13 protein-coding genes and 1 pseudogene are annotated in these 17,255 nt (G+C 74.4%); 5 read left to right on the forward strand and 9 right to left on the reverse strand.

Translation table 11 applies throughout. The annotated features are described in order from the left end of the window. Positions 1 to 147: 147 nt before the first annotated feature. On the reverse strand, positions 148 to 1,131 hold the full coding sequence (gene holA, locus ABZ479_RS12725; RefSeq protein WP_499598888.1) for a DNA polymerase III subunit delta: 984 nt from the start codon (positions 1,129 to 1,131) through the stop codon (positions 148 to 150). A 40-nt stretch (positions 1,132 to 1,171) separates the two neighbouring features. Between holA and ABZ479_RS12730 the strand changes: the two genes are divergently transcribed. Further along, positions 1,172 to 1,420: a hypothetical protein gene (locus tag ABZ479_RS12730; protein WP_499598889.1), complete on the forward strand. Its 249-nt coding sequence runs from the start codon at positions 1,172 to 1,174 to the stop codon at positions 1,418 to 1,420. Positions 1,421 to 1,423: 3 nt separating this feature from the next. Beyond that, on the forward strand, positions 1,424 to 2,902 hold the full coding sequence (locus ABZ479_RS12735) for a hypothetical protein (RefSeq protein WP_500461595.1): 1,479 nt from the start codon (positions 1,424 to 1,426) through the stop codon (positions 2,900 to 2,902). On the opposite strand, the gene ABZ479_RS12740 is transcribed toward ABZ479_RS12735, so the two are convergent. Continuing rightward, positions 2,865 to 3,131, reverse strand: a complete 267-nt coding sequence (locus ABZ479_RS12740) for a GlsB/YeaQ/YmgE family stress response membrane protein (protein WP_499598892.1) — start codon at positions 3,129 to 3,131, stop codon at positions 2,865 to 2,867. The two genes, ABZ479_RS12735 and ABZ479_RS12740, sit on opposite strands and share 38 nt — an antisense overlap. Positions 3,132 to 3,344: 213 nt before the next feature. On the opposite strand from ABZ479_RS12740, the gene ABZ479_RS12745 reads away from it, so the two are divergent. After that, positions 3,345 to 3,743, forward strand: a complete 399-nt coding sequence (locus ABZ479_RS12745; protein WP_499598893.1) for a RidA family protein — start codon at positions 3,345 to 3,347, stop codon at positions 3,741 to 3,743. A 15-nt stretch (positions 3,744 to 3,758) separates the two neighbouring features. Here ABZ479_RS12745 and ABZ479_RS12750 read toward each other — a convergent pair whose 3' ends face one another. Then, complete coding sequence (locus tag ABZ479_RS12750; RefSeq protein WP_500461596.1) at positions 3,759 to 4,547, reverse strand: arylamine N-acetyltransferase family protein; 789 nt, start codon at positions 4,545 to 4,547, stop codon at positions 3,759 to 3,761. Between the two features lie 57 nt (positions 4,548 to 4,604). Between ABZ479_RS12750 and ABZ479_RS12755 the strand changes: the two genes are divergently transcribed. Further along, positions 4,605 to 5,048 (forward strand): pyridoxamine 5'-phosphate oxidase family protein, encoded by a 444-nt coding sequence (locus ABZ479_RS12755; protein ID WP_500461597.1) that lies wholly within the window; start codon positions 4,605 to 4,607, stop codon positions 5,046 to 5,048. Between the two features lie 215 nt (positions 5,049 to 5,263). Continuing rightward, positions 5,264 to 6,685 (forward strand): APC family permease, encoded by a 1,422-nt coding sequence (locus tag ABZ479_RS12760; RefSeq protein WP_500461598.1) that lies wholly within the window; start codon positions 5,264 to 5,266, stop codon positions 6,683 to 6,685. Positions 6,686 to 6,793: 108 nt separating this feature from the next. Here the strand turns inward: ABZ479_RS12760 and ABZ479_RS12765 are convergent. The 6 genes and pseudogenes from ABZ479_RS12765 to ABZ479_RS12790 all read right to left on the reverse strand — a co-directional run. Beyond that, a pseudogene (locus ABZ479_RS12765) lies at positions 6,794 to 9,235 on the reverse strand (ComEC/Rec2 family competence protein); the annotation flags it as partial. Beyond that, a complete protein-coding gene (locus tag ABZ479_RS12770) occupies positions 9,232 to 9,948 on the reverse strand; it encodes a ComEA family DNA-binding protein (protein ID WP_500461599.1) in 717 nt (238 codons plus the stop codon). The gene ABZ479_RS12770 and the pseudogene ABZ479_RS12765, both read right to left, overlap by 4 nt. 316 nt (positions 9,949 to 10,264) lie before the next feature. Further along, a complete protein-coding gene (locus tag ABZ479_RS12775) occupies positions 10,265 to 11,110 on the reverse strand; it encodes a DegV family protein (RefSeq protein ID WP_500461600.1) in 846 nt (281 codons plus the stop codon). A 102-nt stretch (positions 11,111 to 11,212) separates the two neighbouring features. Continuing rightward, positions 11,213 to 11,869 carry a hypothetical protein gene (locus tag ABZ479_RS12780; RefSeq protein ID WP_500461601.1) on the reverse strand — a complete coding sequence of 219 codons (657 nt, stop codon included), beginning with the start codon at positions 11,867 to 11,869 and terminating at the stop codon, positions 11,213 to 11,215. Positions 11,870 to 12,083: 214 nt separating this feature from the next. After that, positions 12,084 to 14,939, reverse strand: a complete 2,856-nt coding sequence (gene leuS / locus ABZ479_RS12785; RefSeq protein ID WP_500461602.1) for a leucine--tRNA ligase — start codon at positions 14,937 to 14,939, stop codon at positions 12,084 to 12,086. A gap of 258 nt (positions 14,940 to 15,197) precedes the next feature. Further along, the gene (locus tag ABZ479_RS12790; RefSeq protein WP_500461603.1) at positions 15,198 to 17,168 is read right to left on the reverse strand and encodes a S53 family peptidase; all 1,971 of its coding nucleotides are present in this window, start codon (positions 17,166 to 17,168) and stop codon (positions 15,198 to 15,200) included. Positions 17,169 to 17,255: the final 87 nt, after the last annotated feature.

Raw genomic sequence — 17,255 nt, forward strand, 5'->3', positions numbered from 1 at the left:
CGGTCCCTCTCACCCGCTCCTGCACCGGCACCCCCGATCCACCGGCCGCACGCGGCCTGCGTTCGCCACGCGGGTGCGGCTTCCGAAGGGCCCCGTACCTCCCCGGTACGGGGCCCTTCGGCATGGGCGTGCGCGGCCGGGCGGAGCTCAGCGGGACCGTGCGGCCCGCGCGACGGCGACGACCGCCTTCTCCAGGGCGTAGGCCGGGTCCGCGCCGCCGCCCTTGACCGCGGCGTCGGCCTCGGCGACCGCGCGCAGGGCCGCGGAGACGCCGTCACCGGACCAGCCGCGCATCTGCTGGCGGACCCGGTCGATCTTCCACGGCGGCATCCCCAGCTCGCGGGCCAGGTCCCCGGGACGGGCGCCGCGCGGGGCCGAGGCCAGCTTGCCGATGGCCCGGACGCCCGACGCGAGCGCGAAGGTGATGCCGGGCAGCGGCTGCCCGACCGCGATCGCCCACCGCAGCCGCTCCAGCGCCTCGGCGGCGCGGCCGGTCACCGCGAGGTCGGCGACCTCGAAGCCGGTCGCCTCGGCCCGGCCGGTGTAGTAACGGGCGACCACCGCCGCGTCGATCGCGCCCTCCACGTCGGCGGCGAGCTGGGCGCAGGCGCTCGCCAGCTCCCGCAGGTCGCTGCCGATGGCGTCCACCAGGGACTGGCACGCCTCGGGGGTCGCGGACCGGCCCAGGGTGCGGAACTCCTGCCGGGCGAAGGCCAGCCGGTCGGCCGGCTTGGTCATCTTCGGGCAGGCCACCTCGCGCGCACCGGCCTTGCGCGCCGCGTCCAGCAGGGCCTTGCCCTTGGCGCCGCCCGCGTGCAGCAGGACGAGGGTGATCTCCTCGGCCGGGGCCTCCAGGTAGGCCTTGACGTCCTTGACGGTGTCCGCGGACAGGTCCTGCGCGTTCCGTACGACCACGACCTTGCGCTCGGAGAAGAGCGAGGGGCTGGTGAGCTCCGCCAGGGTGCCCGGCTGGAGCGCGTCCGGGGTGAGGTCGCGCACATCGGTGTCGGCGTCGGCGGCCCGCGCCGCCTGCACGACCTCCCGTACGGCGCGGTCGAGGAGCAGGTCCTCCTGCCCCACCGCAAGCGTCACGGGGGCGAGCGGGCTGTCTGTCGTACTGTTCCTGGCCATCGCGGTCCAGCATCCCACGCGGGTCCGACACAATGTCCCGGTGACCGACGTCAGACATGTGCTCGTCCTCCCCGACCGCGATGCCGCGGAGGAGGCCGCCGACGAAGCCAGCGAGCGCTTCGACCTGCCCCACCGTCCCCAACTCGTCCGCGACGCGCTCGCCGGCGAGGACGACGCCGAGGACGCCCAGTGGCTCGTCGTCATCAACGACGAGGACGAGGAACTGGACCCCGCCGCCCTGAACGACCTGGCGGAGGAGTTCGAGGGCTGGCTCGAGGAGGAGGACTAGGCCGTGCCGCTGCGCGTCCCCACCCAGCGCCGCCGCGCGCAGGAGCCGGGGACGGAGCCCCCGGGGACGGCCGGGCCGCTCCCGGCCGTCCCGTTCAACCAGCGCGTACGCCTCCTGGTCGAGGCCGTCGACCATCCCGACGAGCTCGCCCTCGTGCAGGGGCTGATGGAGGCACGGGGCTGGACGGTACGCCGGGCCGCCCGTGAGGACGCCCCGGCCACGGCGGGCGGCGGCCGGGTCGCGCTCGTCGTCGAGGTACGGCTGGGCGGCTCCCGCTGGCGGGCCGAGAGGGCCGCGTGCGGGGCCGTGGAGCGGCTGGCGAGGACCCATCAGCTCGGACTGTGGGTCCGGGACGTGGCGTTGCTGCTCCGGCCCGAGGACCCGCGGACCGAGTACCGCATCGTCCGCCGTCCCGGGACGGGCACCGGACCGCGTGACCGGCTCGCCCGGTGGCGGGCCGCACTCGGCGGGCGCGGCGCGCACCGGCTGCTGCGGCTACCGGCCGGGCTGACCCGTGAGGCGGTCGAGCGGGAGGTCGCCGAACGGCCCCTGGGCGGCGCCGCCTTCACCACCGAGTCCTTCGAACTGCGGCCGGCGCCGCCCGAGACGGAGGAGGCGGCGGCCAGGGCGGCGGCCAGGGCGGTGGCCGGTGCGGCCGCGCGGGCGGGCCGTGGCGCGTCCAGGGCGGTGCCTCGTGCGGCCGTCGCCGTCGCGGCGGCGGCGCTGCTGGGCTGGGCGGCCGCCGAGGCGGGTGCGGGACCGCTGTGGTGGCCCGCGGTGGTGGCCCCCTTCTGCGCGCCGGGGGTGTACTTCGCCCTGCGCGACTCGTGGTTCTCGCGCAACGCGGTCTGGCTGGTGCCGCTCGCCCTGCCCGTGGGGTGGTCCATGGCGACCTGGCTCGGCCGGCTGATGCAGGCGTCCTACCTCGACCGGTTCGGCGTCCCCTCGGGCTCCGTGCGCTCCGCCGGGGACCTGTGGCCGTACGCGGCCGCCGCGGAACCGCTGGGCCTGGCGCTGGGGTTCGTACTGGTCTTCACGACGGTCGCGGGCTGGCTCCGGCACGTGCACATCGCCAAGGGCGACAACCGCCTCGCCCTGGTCGCCGTCACGGTGCTGCTCTCGGCGTCCTTCGCGGCCGTCGCGCTCCTCGCCGGGGCCCGCGACGCCGACCGCGCCGCCGGGGAGGCGGCCTCCGCCGCGCGGCGGGGGCACGCACCGGTGGCGTACTTCGGGGTGCGCGGCACCCTGATGTGCGTGGTGCCCGTCGGTGACGGTCCCCTCCCGGTGGAGAACGGCCCGGTGCCGGCCGACCACCCCGTGCTGTCCTTCGGTGCCTCCGGGGACTGGATCTGGCTGTGGGACCCGCGCCGCTCGCAGGCCCTGTCCGTGCGCCGGGAGGACGTGCAACTGCTGCCCGCGTCGGCCACGTCCGCCGCGTCCGCGGTCAGCGGCGGGAGTCGCCGAACAGGATGCGGTAGATGATCAGGAGGACGAGCGCGCCCCCTATGGCCGCGCCCCACGTGGGCAGGTCGTAGAAGTCCTTGGTGATGGGGTGGTCGAGGAACTTCGCCGAGAGCCAGCCACCGACCACCGCGCCCGCGATGCCGATCAGCGTCGTCCCGACCACGCCGCCCGGGTCCTTCCCGGGGAGCAGTATCTTCGCGATGGCGCCCGCGATCAGGCCCAGTACGATCCAGCCGATGATGGTCATGCCGTCAACCTGCCACGGCCCCCGGCCCTTCATGCGTGCCGAGACGGAGCCATGGACAAGCCGTGACACGGTGGTTGCACTTCACGGCGGGCTCCCGGCCCCGCGGCAGCGGGCGGCGCGGGGCGCGGGGTGCGGGGCGCGGAAACACGGTGGCGTCCGCGCCGGTGGCTCTGCAGGATCGCGGGGTCAGCCGGTACGAGCCAGGAGGCCCCCGTGGTGCAGCGCACGATCGTCCCGACCCTGTTCCCGCCGCCCGGGTACGCGCACGCAGCGGTCGTCGAGGCCGGACAGCGGCTCGCCTTCATGGCCGGTTCCGTACCGCTCGACGCGCAGGGCGCCCTGGTGGGCCCCGGCGATCCCGTCGCCCAGGCGCGTCAGGTCGTCGCCAACCTCGACGAGGCCCTGCGCGCCGTGGGGAGCGCCCTGCGGCACGTCGTCGCCAGCACGGTGTACGTGGTGGGCACCGACCCCGCCGAACTGTCGCGGGTCTGGGAGGTCGTGCGGGACTCGGGGCTGAGCGAGGGGCCCCACACGTCGACGCTGCTCGGGGTCGGCTGCCTCGGGTACACCGGCCAGTTGGTGGAGGTCACCGCCACGGCGGTGGTGCCCTGAGCCGCAGCGGGCGGTTCACGCGGGCCGGGCGCGGACCTCGGGGACCTCGTCCAGGGCGAGGCCGAAGCGGTCGCGGTAGGCGGCGAGGACGGCGGCGTCGGTGCCGAGGGCCTCCTCCCGGCGGGTGCCGTCGGGGGCCGTGGTGATGAGCGCACGGCCGGACAGGGTCAGCCGGCCGCCGTCCTCGGTGAGGCGGGAGCAGGTCAGGGACCGTGTGAAGTGGGAGTGCGGGGAGGTCTGCTGGTACCAGGAGCCGACCTCGAAGTCGGCGAGCTCGCGCGGCCGGGTCTCGAGGCGGAAGACCGGTTCGCCGTCGTGGTGCAGGTCGAGGTCGCCGTGGGCGGCGGCGGTGAAGCGGAAGACGCCGCCGGGGTCGGTCTGTTCGACGTCGGGGGTGAGGGCGAGCGGGTGGTGGGCGTGGCGGCCGAAGCCGACGTCCGCGAGGAGGGCGGCGCCGTCGCAGGTGCGGACGTGCAGCGCCATGTGGTCGAAGGGGATGCCGAGGCGCCGGCCGTCGAAGGTGCGGGCGGCGTAGGGCGTGACCTCGTAGCCGAGGGCGGTGAGGAGGGCGCCGAAGGCGCCGTTGACCTCGTAGCAGAAGCCGCCCCGGCGGGCGGTCACGAGCTTGTCGTAGAGGGCCTTGGGGTCCAGGGAGACGCCCTCGCCCCGATGGAGGGAGAGGTTCTCGAAGGGGACGGCGACGAGATGGCGCACCTGCAGCTCGTGGAGGGCCGCCGCGTCGGGGCGCCGGGGGCGCGCGGCGCCGATGCGACGGAGGTAGGCGTCGGCCTGGGAAGCGTCCATGGCGGCAGTCTTGGGGAATCCGCGACGGCCGCGCCAGACCCGGATAGCTTCGCCCGCATGACTCGAACACTGCGCGAGCGGCACGCCGGGGCGATGGCCCGGCTCAGGGACGACGAGGACGTGTGGGTGGCGACGGCGGACCGGCAGGGGGTGCCGTGCCTGGTGCCGCTGTCCTTCTGGTGGGACGGGACGGAGCTGTGGCTCGCCACCCGGAGGACGAATCCCACCGGGCGGAACCTGGCGGCCTCCGGGCGGGTGCGGCTGAGCCTGGGACAGACCCGGGATCTGGTGCTCGTCGACGGCACGGCACGGATCGTGGAGTTCGCGGGGCTGCCGGAAGGCGTCGGCGACGCCTTCGCGGCGAAGGCCGCGTGGGATCCCCGTGGTGACGGGCCTTCGTACGCGTTCTACGCGATCCGGCCGCAATGGGTGCAGGCCTGGGGGACGGCGACCGAGATGCGGGACCGGGACCTGATGAAGGAAGGGGTGTGGCTATTCTGATCTCCGAGCGTCGATATCCACAGCACTGGATCTGAAGTTGCCGGTTTTACGTCGGACATGGGGTAGTTGATCTTCGGATTTCGTTGTCCGGAGACTCTTGACGCGGGCTTGACGGGCGCGGTTTCATCCTCGGAAGCGGAAATGAACATTCCGCTTCGTGTTTCCCTGGACCGGAGGCGGTAGCCCCCTCAAGCCCGACCCGATCGGATGCGCGCATGACCGACACGCTCCACCCGCCGACGGCCCCGCACTCGCCGCTCGCCCCGCCCGTCGAGGCCCCGAAGTCGCTCAGGCGGTCGATCGGCGTGGTCGGCGGAACGCTTCTGACGCTGTCGTGCCTGACCCCGGCCTCCTCGCTGTTCGTCATCGTGCCCCCGCTCTTCGCCGACCTGGGAACCGGGACGGCGCTGACGATCGTGGTCGCGGCCGTCCTCTGCATCGCGGTCGCCTTCTGCTATTCGGAACTCGGCACGCTGATACCGAGCGCGGGCGGCGAGTACGCGATGGTCGGCACGCTCATCGGCCGGCTGGCCGGATGGATCGTGTTCGTGCTCTCCCTGATCGTCGTGATGATCGTGCCGCCGATCATCGCGCTCGGCACGGGCGAGTACCTCGCGCCGATCATGCAGATCGACCCGAAGATCGCGGGCGCCGCCGTCATGCTGCTCGCCACCGTCATGGGCCTGCTGGACCTGCGGGCCAATGCCTGGATCACGGGCATCTTCCTGGTGCTGGAGGTCGTCGCGGCGGGGGTCGTGGCCTTCCTCGGCTTCTCCCACACCTCCCGGCCGGCCTCGGTGCTGGTCCACCCGGTGACGGAGGCCGGGCACGGGGTGAGCACGGCCGTCACGGCGGGCACGATCATCGCGGGGCTGGCGATCGCGCTCTTCGTGCTGCAGGGCTTCAGCACCGCCGTGTACCTGTCCGAGGAGATGGAGAACCCGCGGCGCACGGTCTCGCGGACGGTGCTCTGGACGCTCGGCATCGGCGCGCTGGTGGTGATCGTGCCGACCATCGCGATCACGTTGGGCGCGCCCGACATGAACTCCCTGATGGCCGGGGACCTTTCCGCCCTCGTGCAGGGCTGGAGCAACTCGGCGGTCGGCACCTTCATCAGCCTCTGCATCGCGCTCGCCATCGTCAACGCGGGCATCGTGATGGTCATCCAGAACTCCCGGGTGCTCTACGCCTCCGCGCGGGACCGCGCCTGGCCGGCCCCGGTCAACAGGGCCTTCGGCACGCTGAGCAAGCGGTTCGGCGCCCCCTGGATCGCGACGCTCGCGGTGGGCGTGCCCGGTGCGGTGCTGTGCTTCGTGCCGGTGGAGACGCTGAGCGGTGTCACCGGTGTCGCGGTCGCCGCGATGTACGTCGTCGTCGCCCTCGCGGCCCTCGGTTCGCGCCGCGGCGGGCACGGGAAGCGCGCGGCCTGGCGCATGCCCCTGTGGCCCGCGGTGCCACTGCTGCTGGTCGTCGTGCTGGCGTACGTGCTGACCCAGCAGACCACCAAGGACCTGGTGATCACCGGGGTGATCGTCGCCGCCTCCCTCGCCTACTGGCTCTGCTACCTCCGGCCGCGGCAGAGCACCCGGTGGGTGATCTCCGTGCCCGAGGAGGAGATGGGCCTCGGGAACGTCTGAGCCGCCGCCCGTCCCCGGCACCCCTGGGGCCCGTACCGGTCGCGCACCGGCGCGGGCCCTTCGCCGTCCCCGGACGGCCCGCTCTGCGGCGGGCGACGGACCGCCCGCGGCCGCCCGCAGGTCCTCCCGGTCGCCCAGGACGGCGACCGGGCCGTCCCGGTCGGTGCGCAGGACGGTGGTGCCCTGGGCGCGCAGCGCGGCGAGGGTGCGGGGCGACGGATGCCCGTACGGGTTGCCGGCGCCGCAGCTCACCAGGGCCAGACGGGGCCGGAGCCGGGCCAGGAGCGCCGGGTCCTGGTAGGCGGAGCCGTGGTGGGCGACCTTGAGGACGTCGACGGGCGGGAGGTCGGGGACAGCGCTCAGGAGCGCACGCTGGGCGGCGGGTTCCAGGTCGCCGAGGAGGAGCACGCTGAGCCCCGCCGTGCGGACCAGCAGGGTGACGCTGGCGTCGTTGGGGTTGGCGTCGTCGGCGGTGCCGTCGGCGGCCGCGGGGAGGGTGGGCGCGGCCGGCCACAGCACACGCCAGTCCAGGGGGCCCAGGCGGCGGCGCTCCCCTGGCGCCGCGCGCAGCACGGGGACCCGGGCGGCGGCCGCCTGGCGGCGGACGAAGGCGGCCTGGTCGGCCGGTTCGTCGAGGGTGGTGGTCTCGATGGCGCCCACGGAGCGCCCCCGCAGGACCCCGGGCAGGCCGGCGACGTGGTCGGCGTGGAAGTGGGTGAGGACGAGCAGCGGGACGGCGGTGACCCCCAGGGAGCGCAGACAGCGGTCGACGAGCCGGGGCTCCGGGCCGGTGTCGACCACGACGGCGGTGCCGTCCCCCGCCGAGAGCACCAGCGCGTCGCCCTGGCCGACGTCGCAGGCCACCAGCCGCCAGGCCGGCGGCGGCCAGCCCGTCACCGAGCGGGGCAGCGGCACCGGGCGCACGAGGGCGGCCACGAGCAGCAGCGCGGCGGCGGTGCACAGCCAGGGGCGGCGCAGGAGCCGGCGCCCGGCCGCGACCACCACGACGGTGACGGCGGCCAGCAGCAGGGCGCCCGCCCAGGTCCCGGGCCAGTCGACCGTCGCCCCGGGCAGCGCGGCACCGCGCCGGGCCACCGAAGCGATCCAGCCGGCCGGCCAGCCGGCGACCCAGGCGAGGGCCTTGGCGACGGGCATGGCGAACGGCGCCGCCGCCAGGGCGGCGAAACCGAACACGGTGGCCGGGCCCACCGCGAGTTCGGCCAGCAGGTTGCACGGCACGGCGACCAGGCTGACGTGGGCGGCCAGCACCGCCACCACGGGCGCGCACACCGCCTGCGCCGCCGCCGAAGCGGCCAGGACCTCCGCGAGGCGCGGCGGCACCCGCCTCCTCCGCAGGGCGGCGCTCCAGCGCGGCGCGAGGAGCAGGAGCGCACCGGTGGCCAGCACGGACAGCGCGAAGCCGTAGGAGCGGGCGAGCCAGGGGTCGAGGAGGAGCAGGAGCAGGGCGGCCCCGCACAGCGCGGGCAGCAGGCTGCGGCGACGGCCCGTGCCGATGGCCAGCAGCGTGATCAGTCCGCAGGCGGCGGCGCGCAGCACGCTCGGGTCAGGCCGGCACACGACGACGAAGGCCGCGGTGAGGGCGCCCCCGAGCACGGCCGTCACACGGAGCGGGAGGGCCAGCCGGGGCGCCAGGCCGCCGCGCTCGGCGCGCAGGGCGAGGCCGGGCGGGCCGATCAGCAGGATCAGTACCAGGGAGAGGTTGGAACCGCTGACCGCGGTCAGATGGGTCAGGTCGGTGTCCTCGAAAGCCTCGTGCAGCTCCACCGGGATGCGGGACGTGTCCCCGACGACCAGCCCGGGAAGCAGGGCCCGCGCGTCGGGCGGCAGTGACTCGGTGGCCTCGCGCAGCCCCGCCCGGAGTCCGCCGGCCACCCGTTGCGCACGGCCCGGCGGTTCGACGACGCGGGGCGGCCCGCGGACCGACAGCACCGCGGCGACCCGGTCGCCCGGACCGGCCGCCGGGGCGAGCCGGGCCTGCGCGTCGACACGCGTCCCCGGCAGCAACGTCAGCCATGTGCGGGCCGGTTGCCGGGCGATCAGCAGGACCGGTGTGCGGACGGCCGTCGTCGCGCCCCGGGCCACCACACGCACGGCCTCGGCCTCCGCCAGCACCGCGTCCGGAGCCCGGACGGCCCCGCGCACCTGCGGGCGGACCAGCCGGGGATCCGAGGTCAGCCGTAACTCGACCCTGGCGTGCGCGTGTTCGGCCGCCAGGGCGGGCAGCGGGCCGCGGTGCAGGTCCGCGGCGTGCAGCCCCGCCACGGCCGCGGACACCGCCGCGCAGAGCACCACGGTGGCCGCCGTCGTCCACCGGCGGACGAGGGACGCCGACGCCGCCAGGACGGCCACCGCGCACGCCCCCACCACGGCTCGCCCCGGAACGGCGAGGGCGAGGCCCGCGGCGAGCCAGGCGGCGAGGGCCGGCGCCACCAGACGCAGGTCCGCCGGGCCCTCCTGACGCGGGTTCGACGCGCCGCGCGGTGAGGCGGCCGCCGCGTGCACCGCAGGGCGGGACGCGGGCGCGCTCATGGGGTGACCAGCGGCTTGAGGTCGGAGAACCGGCGGTCGCCGATGCCGTTGACGTCGCGCAGTTGCTCGACGGAGGTGAAGCCGCCGTGCTGACCGCGGTAGTCGATGATGTGCCGGGCGAGCACGGGGCCCACCCCGGGCAGGGCGTCCAACTGCTCGGCGGTGGCGGTGTTGAGGCTGACGGGACCGCTCGCGGCGGCCACCCCGGGAGCGGCGGCGCCCGGCGGCGGGGCGGGGCGGCCGACGACGATCTGCTCCCCGTCGGCCAGCAGCCGGGCCAGGTTCAGGGCGCTGGTGTCCGTGCCGCGCAGCGCTCCCCCGGCGGCCGCCACGGCGTCCGCCACCCGGGAACCCGCGGGCAGCCGCCGCAGCCCCGGCGCCCTGACCTTGCCGGCGACGTCCACGACCAGCACCGGTTTCGCCCCCGGCGTGGGGTCCGGCGCCCGTGGCCCGGCCGCGGCGGACGGGCGGGTGGCGACGGGGGCCTCGGCGGCGGCGGGCAGCGCCGCCGCGACCGGGGGCACCGCGACGGTACGCGGCCGGCCGGTCCAGAAGTGGTGCACGGCGAAGGCCAGGGCGACCAGGAGCACGACGGCGAGAGCGGCCGCGGTCCTGGCCTCGATGCCGCAGCGGACGGAGAACCAGGTGGGGAGGCGTTCGGTGAGGGCCAGGCGCCAGGCGCCCCCGACCCGGCGCCCCGGTGGGTCCGGCACGGCCCCGCGCCCTGGCGGCCCCGGTCGCTCCCGCGGCTCCGGCACACCCCGCCGCGCGGCAGGTGCGGGAGAACGCTCGAAGAGCGCGGCGGCCCGTTCCAGGACCGCGGTGGGGGCGGCTGCGGTCGCGGCCCCCTGCGGGGGCGCCGCGGACGTCGCGGTGACCGCGGATGCGGACGGATGCCTGCGATGGCGAGGAGTTGCGGTGGTCGATCCCATGTCAGGGACGGTAGGCGGAACACCGCCCACAAGATGATCTTGCTCAAATCCTGTGGACAATCCACAAGTTGTGGATAACCCCGTCACCCGAAAGACGTCACAGCGGAGAGACGACCGCCCCCAGCAGCCCGGGCCCCGTGTGGGCGCCGATCACCGCGCCGACCTCGCTGAGGACGAGGCTGTTGAGCCCGGGGACCCGCGCCCGCAGCCGCTCCGTCAGGGCGGACGCGCGGTCCGCGGCGGCCAGGTGCTGGACGGCGATGTCCACCTGCCGGGTGCCCGCCCGCTCCACCACGATCTCCTCGAGCCGCGCGAGGGCCTTGGAGGCCGTACGGACCTTCTCCAGCAGCTGGATACGGCCCTCGTCCAGCTGCAGGAGCGGCTTCACGGCGAGCGCCGACCCGAGCAGCGCCTGCGCCGCGCCGATGCGGCCGCCCCGGCGCAGGTAGTCGAGGGTGTCCACGTAGAAGTACGCCGACGTGTCCGAGGCCCGCTTCTCCGCGGCCGCCACGATCTCGTCCGCGGAACCCCCCGCCTCCGCCGCCTCGGCGGCGCTCAGCACCGGGAACCCCAGGGCCATCGCGACCATGGCGGTGTCCACCACGCGCACCGGCACCGGAGACTGCGCCCCCGCGAGCAGCGCCGCGTCGTAGGTGCCGGAGAACTCGGCCGACAGGTGCAGGGAGACGATCTCGGTCGCGCCCGCCTCCGCCACCGCACGGTAGGCGGCGGCGAATTCCTCCGGGCTCGGCCGCGACGTGGTGACGGGCTTGCGCCGCTGCAGTGCGCGGGCGACCGCGGGCGCCGACACCTCGGTGCCCTCTTCCAGCGCTTCGTCGCCGATCACCACCGCCAGCGGCACCACGGTGATCCGGTGCCGGGTCAGGGCCTCCTGCGGCAGGTAGGCCGTGGAATCGGTGACGATAGCGACATGGGACGACATGTGCGGGAGGTTACCCGCGCGGAAGGCCCGGCGACAGTACGGCTCCGCCGAGGTGAACCCGGGTGAACGTCCCCGGTTCCCGTCCCGGCCGCGCCGGACCCGTCACAGCGCCTTGGGCGGCTGCCCGGCGCCGGGTTCGGACGCCCGCTCGCGCCGCGTCCCCGGCTGAATGTGCGGTTCCGACCCCGGTGCCGGCTCCGGCTCCGGGAGCGCCGCGGGCGCCCAGTGGCGCAACGCCCCGGCCTCCAGGTCGATGTCGCGGCCCAGCGCCGCGAGGTCGTCGTCGGCGAAGCGCCGGGCGCGGTCCTGGGCGGCCCAGCGCAGCGAGTCCGCGGAGTGGGTGATGCGCCGCGTGCGCTCCTCGAGCTCACCGATCCGGGCGGCGATGCGGGAGCGGTCGGGTTCCCGCTCCAGCAGCCTCAGCTCCGCGTCGAGCTCCTGGGCGTGGGAGCGCAGCCGGCCGAGCAGGGCGACGGCCTCGCTCAGCGACGGGTCGGCGGCGGCCTGTCCCTCCAGGGCCTCCCCCGTGCTCGTGACGGACGTGCGCAGCGCCAGGCGCAGCTCGGCGAGTTTCCCGGCGGGCCCGGGCCGGCTGTAGCGGCGGGCCTTCAGGCCGGTCTCCTCGACCACCCGGCGGGCCTCGATGCCGGTGCGCTCCACCCCGCGCTTGACCGCCCGCGCCGTCTTGACCGCGGCGACGACGCCGAGCGCCGCGAAGGAGGCGAAGAGCAGCAGGATCAGGGCGATGGCGACATCCACGGCGGCTCCTCTGCCCGGTCGGCCCGGTCGTCTGACCGGCCCGGTCTGCTCGGTCGGCTGTTCGTCCACCGTAAACGGACGGGGGCGGGCGAGGGTTCCGGGAAAACCCTTACCCGCCCCTTACACCGACCTCGGCCTATCGGCCGACCGGCCGACCGGCCGAACGATCAGCCCGGCATCACGCCGACGACCCCAGCCGTCACACCGTCACGCGTCACGCCGGAACGATGTTCACCAGCTTCGGCGCCCGCACGATCACCTTGCGGACCCCCGCGCCGTCCAGCGCGGCGACGACCGCCGGGTCGGCCAGGGCCTGGGCCTCCAGGTCCGCGTCGGAGATCGTCGGCGGCACCTCCAGACGGGCCTTGATCTTGCCCTTGATCTGGACGACGCAGGTGACGGACTCGTCCACCACGTACGCCGGGTCGGCCACCGGCAGGTCCTCGTGCGCCAGGGACCCGTCGTGCCCCAGCCGCCGCCACAGCTCCTCGGCGATGTGCGGGGCCAGCGGCGCGATCAGCAGCACCAGGGGCTCGGCCACCGAGCGCGGCACGGAGCCGCCCGCCTTGGTCAGGTGGTTGTTCAGCTCGGTGATCTTGGCGATGGCGGTGTTGAAGCGCAGGCCCTCCAGGTCCTGGCGGACGCCGTCGATCGCCTTGTGCAGGGCGCGCAGGGTGTCCTCGTCCGGCTCGGCGTCCGTGACCGTCACCTCGCCGGTCGCCTCGTCCACGACGTTGCGCCACAGCCGCTGCAGCAGCCGGTACTGGCCGACGACGGCGCGGGTGTCCCAGGGACGGGAGACGTCCAGCGGGCCCATCGCCATCTCGTACAGGCGCAGGGTGTCCGCGCCGTACTCGGCGGCGATCTCGTCCGGGGTGACGGCGTTCTTCAGGGACTTGCCCATCTTGCCCAGCTCGCGCTTGACCTGCTCACCGCCGTACCACCAGCCGCCGTCGCGCTCCTCGACCTCGGCCGCCGGGACGGGGAAGCCGCGGCCGTCGCGGTAGACGTAGGCCTGGATCATGCCCTGGTTGAACAGCTTGTGGAACGGCTCCACCGACGACACGTGGCCCAGGTCGAACAGCACCTTGGACCAGAAGCGCGCGTACAGCAGGTGCAGCACCGCGTGCTCGGCGCCGCCGACGTACAGGTCGACGCCGCCGTGCGGCTGCCCCTCGCGCGGGCCCATCCAGTACCGCTCGATCTCGGGGTCGACCAGCGCGCGGTCGTTGTGCGGGTCCAGGTAGCGCAGCTCGTACCAGCAGGAACCGGCCCAGTTGGGCATGGTGTTGGTCTCGCGGCGGTACGGGCGCACGCCGCGGCCGTCGCCCAGGTCCAGCTCGACGTGGACCCACTCCGCGTTGCGGGACAGCGGGGTCTCGGGCTCGGTGTCCGCGTCGTCCGGCTCGAAGGTGCGCGGGGAGTAGTCCTCGACCTCGGGCAGCTCCAGCGGCAGCATCGACTCGGGCAGGGCGTGGGCCACGCCGTCCTCGTCGTAGACGATCGGGAAGGGCTCGCCCCAGTACCGCTGGCGGCTGAACAGCCAGTCGCGCAGGCGGAAGTTGATGGTGCCCTCGCCGATGCCGCGCTGCTCCAGGTACGCGATGACCTTGCGCTTGGCGTCGGCGACCTCCAGGCCGTTCAGGTCGATCTCGTCGTTGGCGGAGTTGATCGCCGGGCCCTGGCCGGTGTACGCCTCGCCCTCCCAGCCCTCGGGCGGCCGGACGGTGCGGACGATCGGCAGGTCGAAGACGGTGGCGAACTCCCAGTCACGCTCGTCCTGGCCGGGGACGGCCATGATCGCGCCGGTGCCGTAGCCCATCAGGACGTAGTCGGCGACGAAGACGGGGATGCGGGTGCCGGTCAGCGGGTTCACGGCGTAGGCACCGCTGAAGACGCCGGTCTTGTTCTTGCCCTCGGTCTGCCGCTCGACGTCCGACTTGGCCTGGGCCTGCCTGCGGTACTCAGCGACGGCCTCGGCCGGGGTGGCCGCGCCGCCGGTCCAGGCGTCCTTGGTGCCCTCCGGCCAGGCGGCCGGCACCACGGTGTCGACCAGCGGGTGCTCGGGGGCCAGCACCATGTAGGTGGCGCCGAACAGGGTGTCCGGGCGGGTGGTGAAGACGGTGACCGGGGTGCCGGCGTGGCCGTCGACGGCGAAGTCGACCTTGGCGCCCTCGGAGCGGCCGATCCAGTTGCGCTGCTGCAGCTTGATCGCCTCGGGCCAGTCCAGCGCGTCCAGGTCGGACAGCAGGCGGTCCGCGTAGGAGGTGATGCGCATCATCCACTGGCGCAGCTTGGCCTTGAAGACGGGGAAGTTCCCGCGCTCGGAGCGGCCGTCGGCGGTGACTTCCTCGTTGGCCAGCACGGTGCCCAGGCCGGGGCACCAGTTGACCGGCGACTCCGAGGCGTAGGCCAGGCGGTACTCACCCAGGACGGTGTCGCGCTCGGCGGGGGTCAGCTCCGCCCAGGCGCGGCCGCCGGGCGTGGCGCGCTCGCCCTTCTCGAACTGCTCGACCAGCTCCGCGATCGGGCGGGCGCGGTCGGCCTGGGGGTCGTACCAGGAGTTGAAGATCTGCAGGAAGATCCACTGGGTCCACTTGTAGTAGTCCGGGTCGATCGTGGCGAACGACCGGCGCTTGTCGTGGCCCAGGCCCAGCCGGCGCAGCTGGGACTTCATGTTGTTCATGGCCGCCTCGGTGGTGACCCGGGGGTGCTCGCCGGTCTGCACGGCGTGCTGCTCGGCGGGCAGGCCGAAGGCGTCGAAGCCCAGGGTGTGCAGCACGTTGTGGCCGGTCATCCGCTGGAAGCGGGCGAAGACGTCGGTGGCGATGTAGCCCAGGGGGTGGCCGACGTGGAGCCCCGCGCCCGAGGGGTACGGGAACATGTCCATGATGAACTTCTTGGGCCTGGCCAGCTCGCCGTCCCCGGCCAGGTCACCGGTGGGGTTCGGGGCCGCGAAGGTCTGGTGCTCGTCCCAGAAGTCCTGCCAGCGGCCCTCGATGTCGGCGGCCAGGGCGGCCGTGTAGCGGTGGGGCGCAGCCGCCTCCGCGGCGGGGGTGGTCTCGCTCATCGTCCTTGGTACTCCATCGCTGTCATGACGGCCTGCGGCCCGGCCGCCGTACGGACATCTGCCTGCGGAACCGCGGAACTGCGGAAACGAAAAAGCCCCTCGCACAGGAGGGGCGCCGCGCTGACATCGAACCTGGTCAGCACGGCTTGCTAAGCAGAAGGCGTACGGCACGCATGCGGTCAGGGTACCCCAGAGCGGGAAGGGCCCGCACCGAGGTTCCCCCCGGTGCGGGCCCTTCCGTGCCGTTCCCGGCCGTGCTCAGCGGTGGTGCGGCTTGTACGAGTCGAGGTAGCCGCGCGCCGGGGTGCCGACGCCGGTCACGTCGTCGTAGCCGACGACCGCGGACAGCGAGCTGTCCTTGCCGAGGCTGCGGAGCGAGGTGAGCAGGCCGTCCGCCGCGTCGAAGCCGTTGGCGTAGTCCACGCGGACCACCGCGAGGTCCTTGCCGCGGCCCAGCGGGTGGTCGGTCACGTCGTGGTACGCGCCGGTGCCGTAGCGGTCGTAGATCAGCGGGTTGGCGAAGCCGATCGGCACGCCGTGCCGGGCCTGCTGCGCCAGCGCCTGGACGCCCGCGATGACCGGCGCGGCGAGCGAGGTGCCGCCGATCCGGTACTCGCTGTACTGGAAGGACCCGTCGGGGAAGGCCTGGGTCTGGCCGACCAGGAACCCGGTGTTCGGGTCGGCGACGGCCGAGATGTCCGGCTCGACGCGCTGCTTGACCGTGCCGCCGTTGGCCAGGGCGAGCGCGTTGGGGACGACGCCGCGCTGGTAGAAGGGCTGCGCGTAGAGCTTGCTGGTGCCGCCGCCCGCGCCGGAGGTGTAGGCGCCGGGGAAGGCCGTCCAGGCGGAGCCGTCCGCGGAGAGGGAGGCCTTCAGCGTGCCCCAGCCGGTCTCCCACTGGTACTTGTCGCCCTTGCCGACGGCGAGCGAGGTGCCGCCGACGGAGGTGACCCAGGGGGAGTTCGCCGGGGTGTCGACCTGCTTGGCACCGGTGCCCAGCGGGTTCGCGACGTTGTCGCCCGCGTCGCCGGAGGAGAAGTAGAAGCCGATGCCCTCGACCGCGCCGGTCTGGAAGATCTGGTCGTAGGCGGCGGCGATGTCCGGCGTCTCGTTGGACTCGAGGTCGCCCCACGAGTTGGAGACGATGTCGGCGAGCCGGTGGTCGACGATCTTGGCGAGGGCGTCGAGCAGGTCGTCGTCCGTGCAGGAGGAGGCGCCGACGTAGGTGATGTCGGCGGCCGGGGCGACCGCGTGCACGGCCTCGACGTCCAGGGTCTCCTCGCCGTACCAGCCGGAGGCGTCGCACTCCTCGGGGCTGGTGTAGCGGTAGTCGCGCGGCAGCACCTGGGAGAGCTGCCCGCGCTTGTACGCCGCGTCGCCGTTGCGGGCCGCGTACTTCTTGGCGTCGGCGACGATCGTCGGGGAGGCGAAGGCGTCGGTGATGGCGACGGTGACGCCCTTGCCGTTGTACGAGCCCGCGCCGTAGGCGGCGCGCAGCTGCTTGCCCGTGTAGCCCTTGACGGCGTACGGGGCGTGCGTGCCGTAGGCGACCGGCAGCTTCTTGTCGGTGTTCGACCCGTAGTACGTGGAGAAGGGGCCGGCGTTCTTGAAGACGGCGCCGGGCGGCGGCAGCGTGTCCTGGTGCCGCGCGCGCCGCGGGGAGTTGTCCAGGCCGGTGACGGTGAGGACCGCGCCGCCCAGGGCGGCGGGGACGGAGGCGGTCCCGGTCGGGGCGTGGTAAGTCCGGGTGCCCTTGGCGTAGTTGTGGAGCTGGGTGCCGAACGCCTTCTCCGCGTCGGCGACGTCACCGGTGACGGTCAGGTAGTGGTCGTTCGCACCGGTGACCTTCAGGCCGGAGGACTCGAGCCACTGCCGGGTCTGGGCGACCTGCTGCGCGGTAGCGCCGAAACGGGCCTTGGCCTGCTGCGCCGAGAGGTACTTGCCGTACGAGGCGGAACCGGGGTCGGACACCGCCTTGGCGTAGGCCGCCAGGCCCTGGGCGTCGCGGCCGGCGAGGTACACCCGGAGGGTGACCGCGGCCGAGTCCGCCGTCGCTCCCTTGTCGGCCTTGGCGGTGGCCCAGGCCGGCTTGCTGCCGGCGAGGCCGTGCCGTCCGTGCGGGGCGTCGGCCTGGGCGCTGGGTATGCCCATCGCCAGCGCACCGGCGACCAGCGGCAGCGTCGCCGCCAGGGCCAGGCCGGCCCGCCTTCTCGAGCGGGTGGAACTCATGTAACCCCCTGCTGTGTGAAGTTCTCGCGGAACGGCGGCGCGCCGGAACCGTGACGCGCGTGGACCGCCACGCCACTCTTCACGTGA

This window comes from Streptomyces sp. NPDC005722, from assembly GCF_040630935.1.
Lineage (GTDB): Bacteria > Actinomycetota > Actinomycetes > Streptomycetales > Streptomycetaceae > Actinacidiphila.

Coding starts and splice junctions, on each gene's coding strand:
- holA (WP_499598888.1), bottom strand. CDS start 1,131: ATGGCCAGGAACAGTACGACAGACAGCCCGCTCGCCCCCGTGACGCTT.
- ABZ479_RS12740 (WP_499598892.1), bottom strand. CDS start 3,131: ATGACCATCATCGGCTGGATCGTACTGGGCCTGATCGCGGGCGCCATC.
- ABZ479_RS12750 (WP_500461596.1), bottom strand. CDS start 4,547: ATGGACGCTTCCCAGGCCGACGCCTACCTCCGTCGCATCGGCGCCGCG.
- ABZ479_RS12755 (WP_500461597.1), top strand. CDS start 4,605: ATGACTCGAACACTGCGCGAGCGGCACGCCGGGGCGATGGCCCGGCTC.
- ABZ479_RS12760 (WP_500461598.1), top strand. CDS start 5,264: ATGACCGACACGCTCCACCCGCCGACGGCCCCGCACTCGCCGCTCGCC.
- ABZ479_RS12775 (WP_500461600.1), bottom strand. CDS start 11,110: ATGTCGTCCCATGTCGCTATCGTCACCGATTCCACGGCCTACCTGCCG.
- leuS (WP_500461602.1), bottom strand. CDS start 14,939: ATGAGCGAGACCACCCCCGCCGCGGAGGCGGCTGCGCCCCACCGCTAC.
- ABZ479_RS12790 (WP_500461603.1), bottom strand. CDS start 17,168: ATGAGTTCCACCCGCTCGAGAAGGCGGGCCGGCCTGGCCCTGGCGGCG.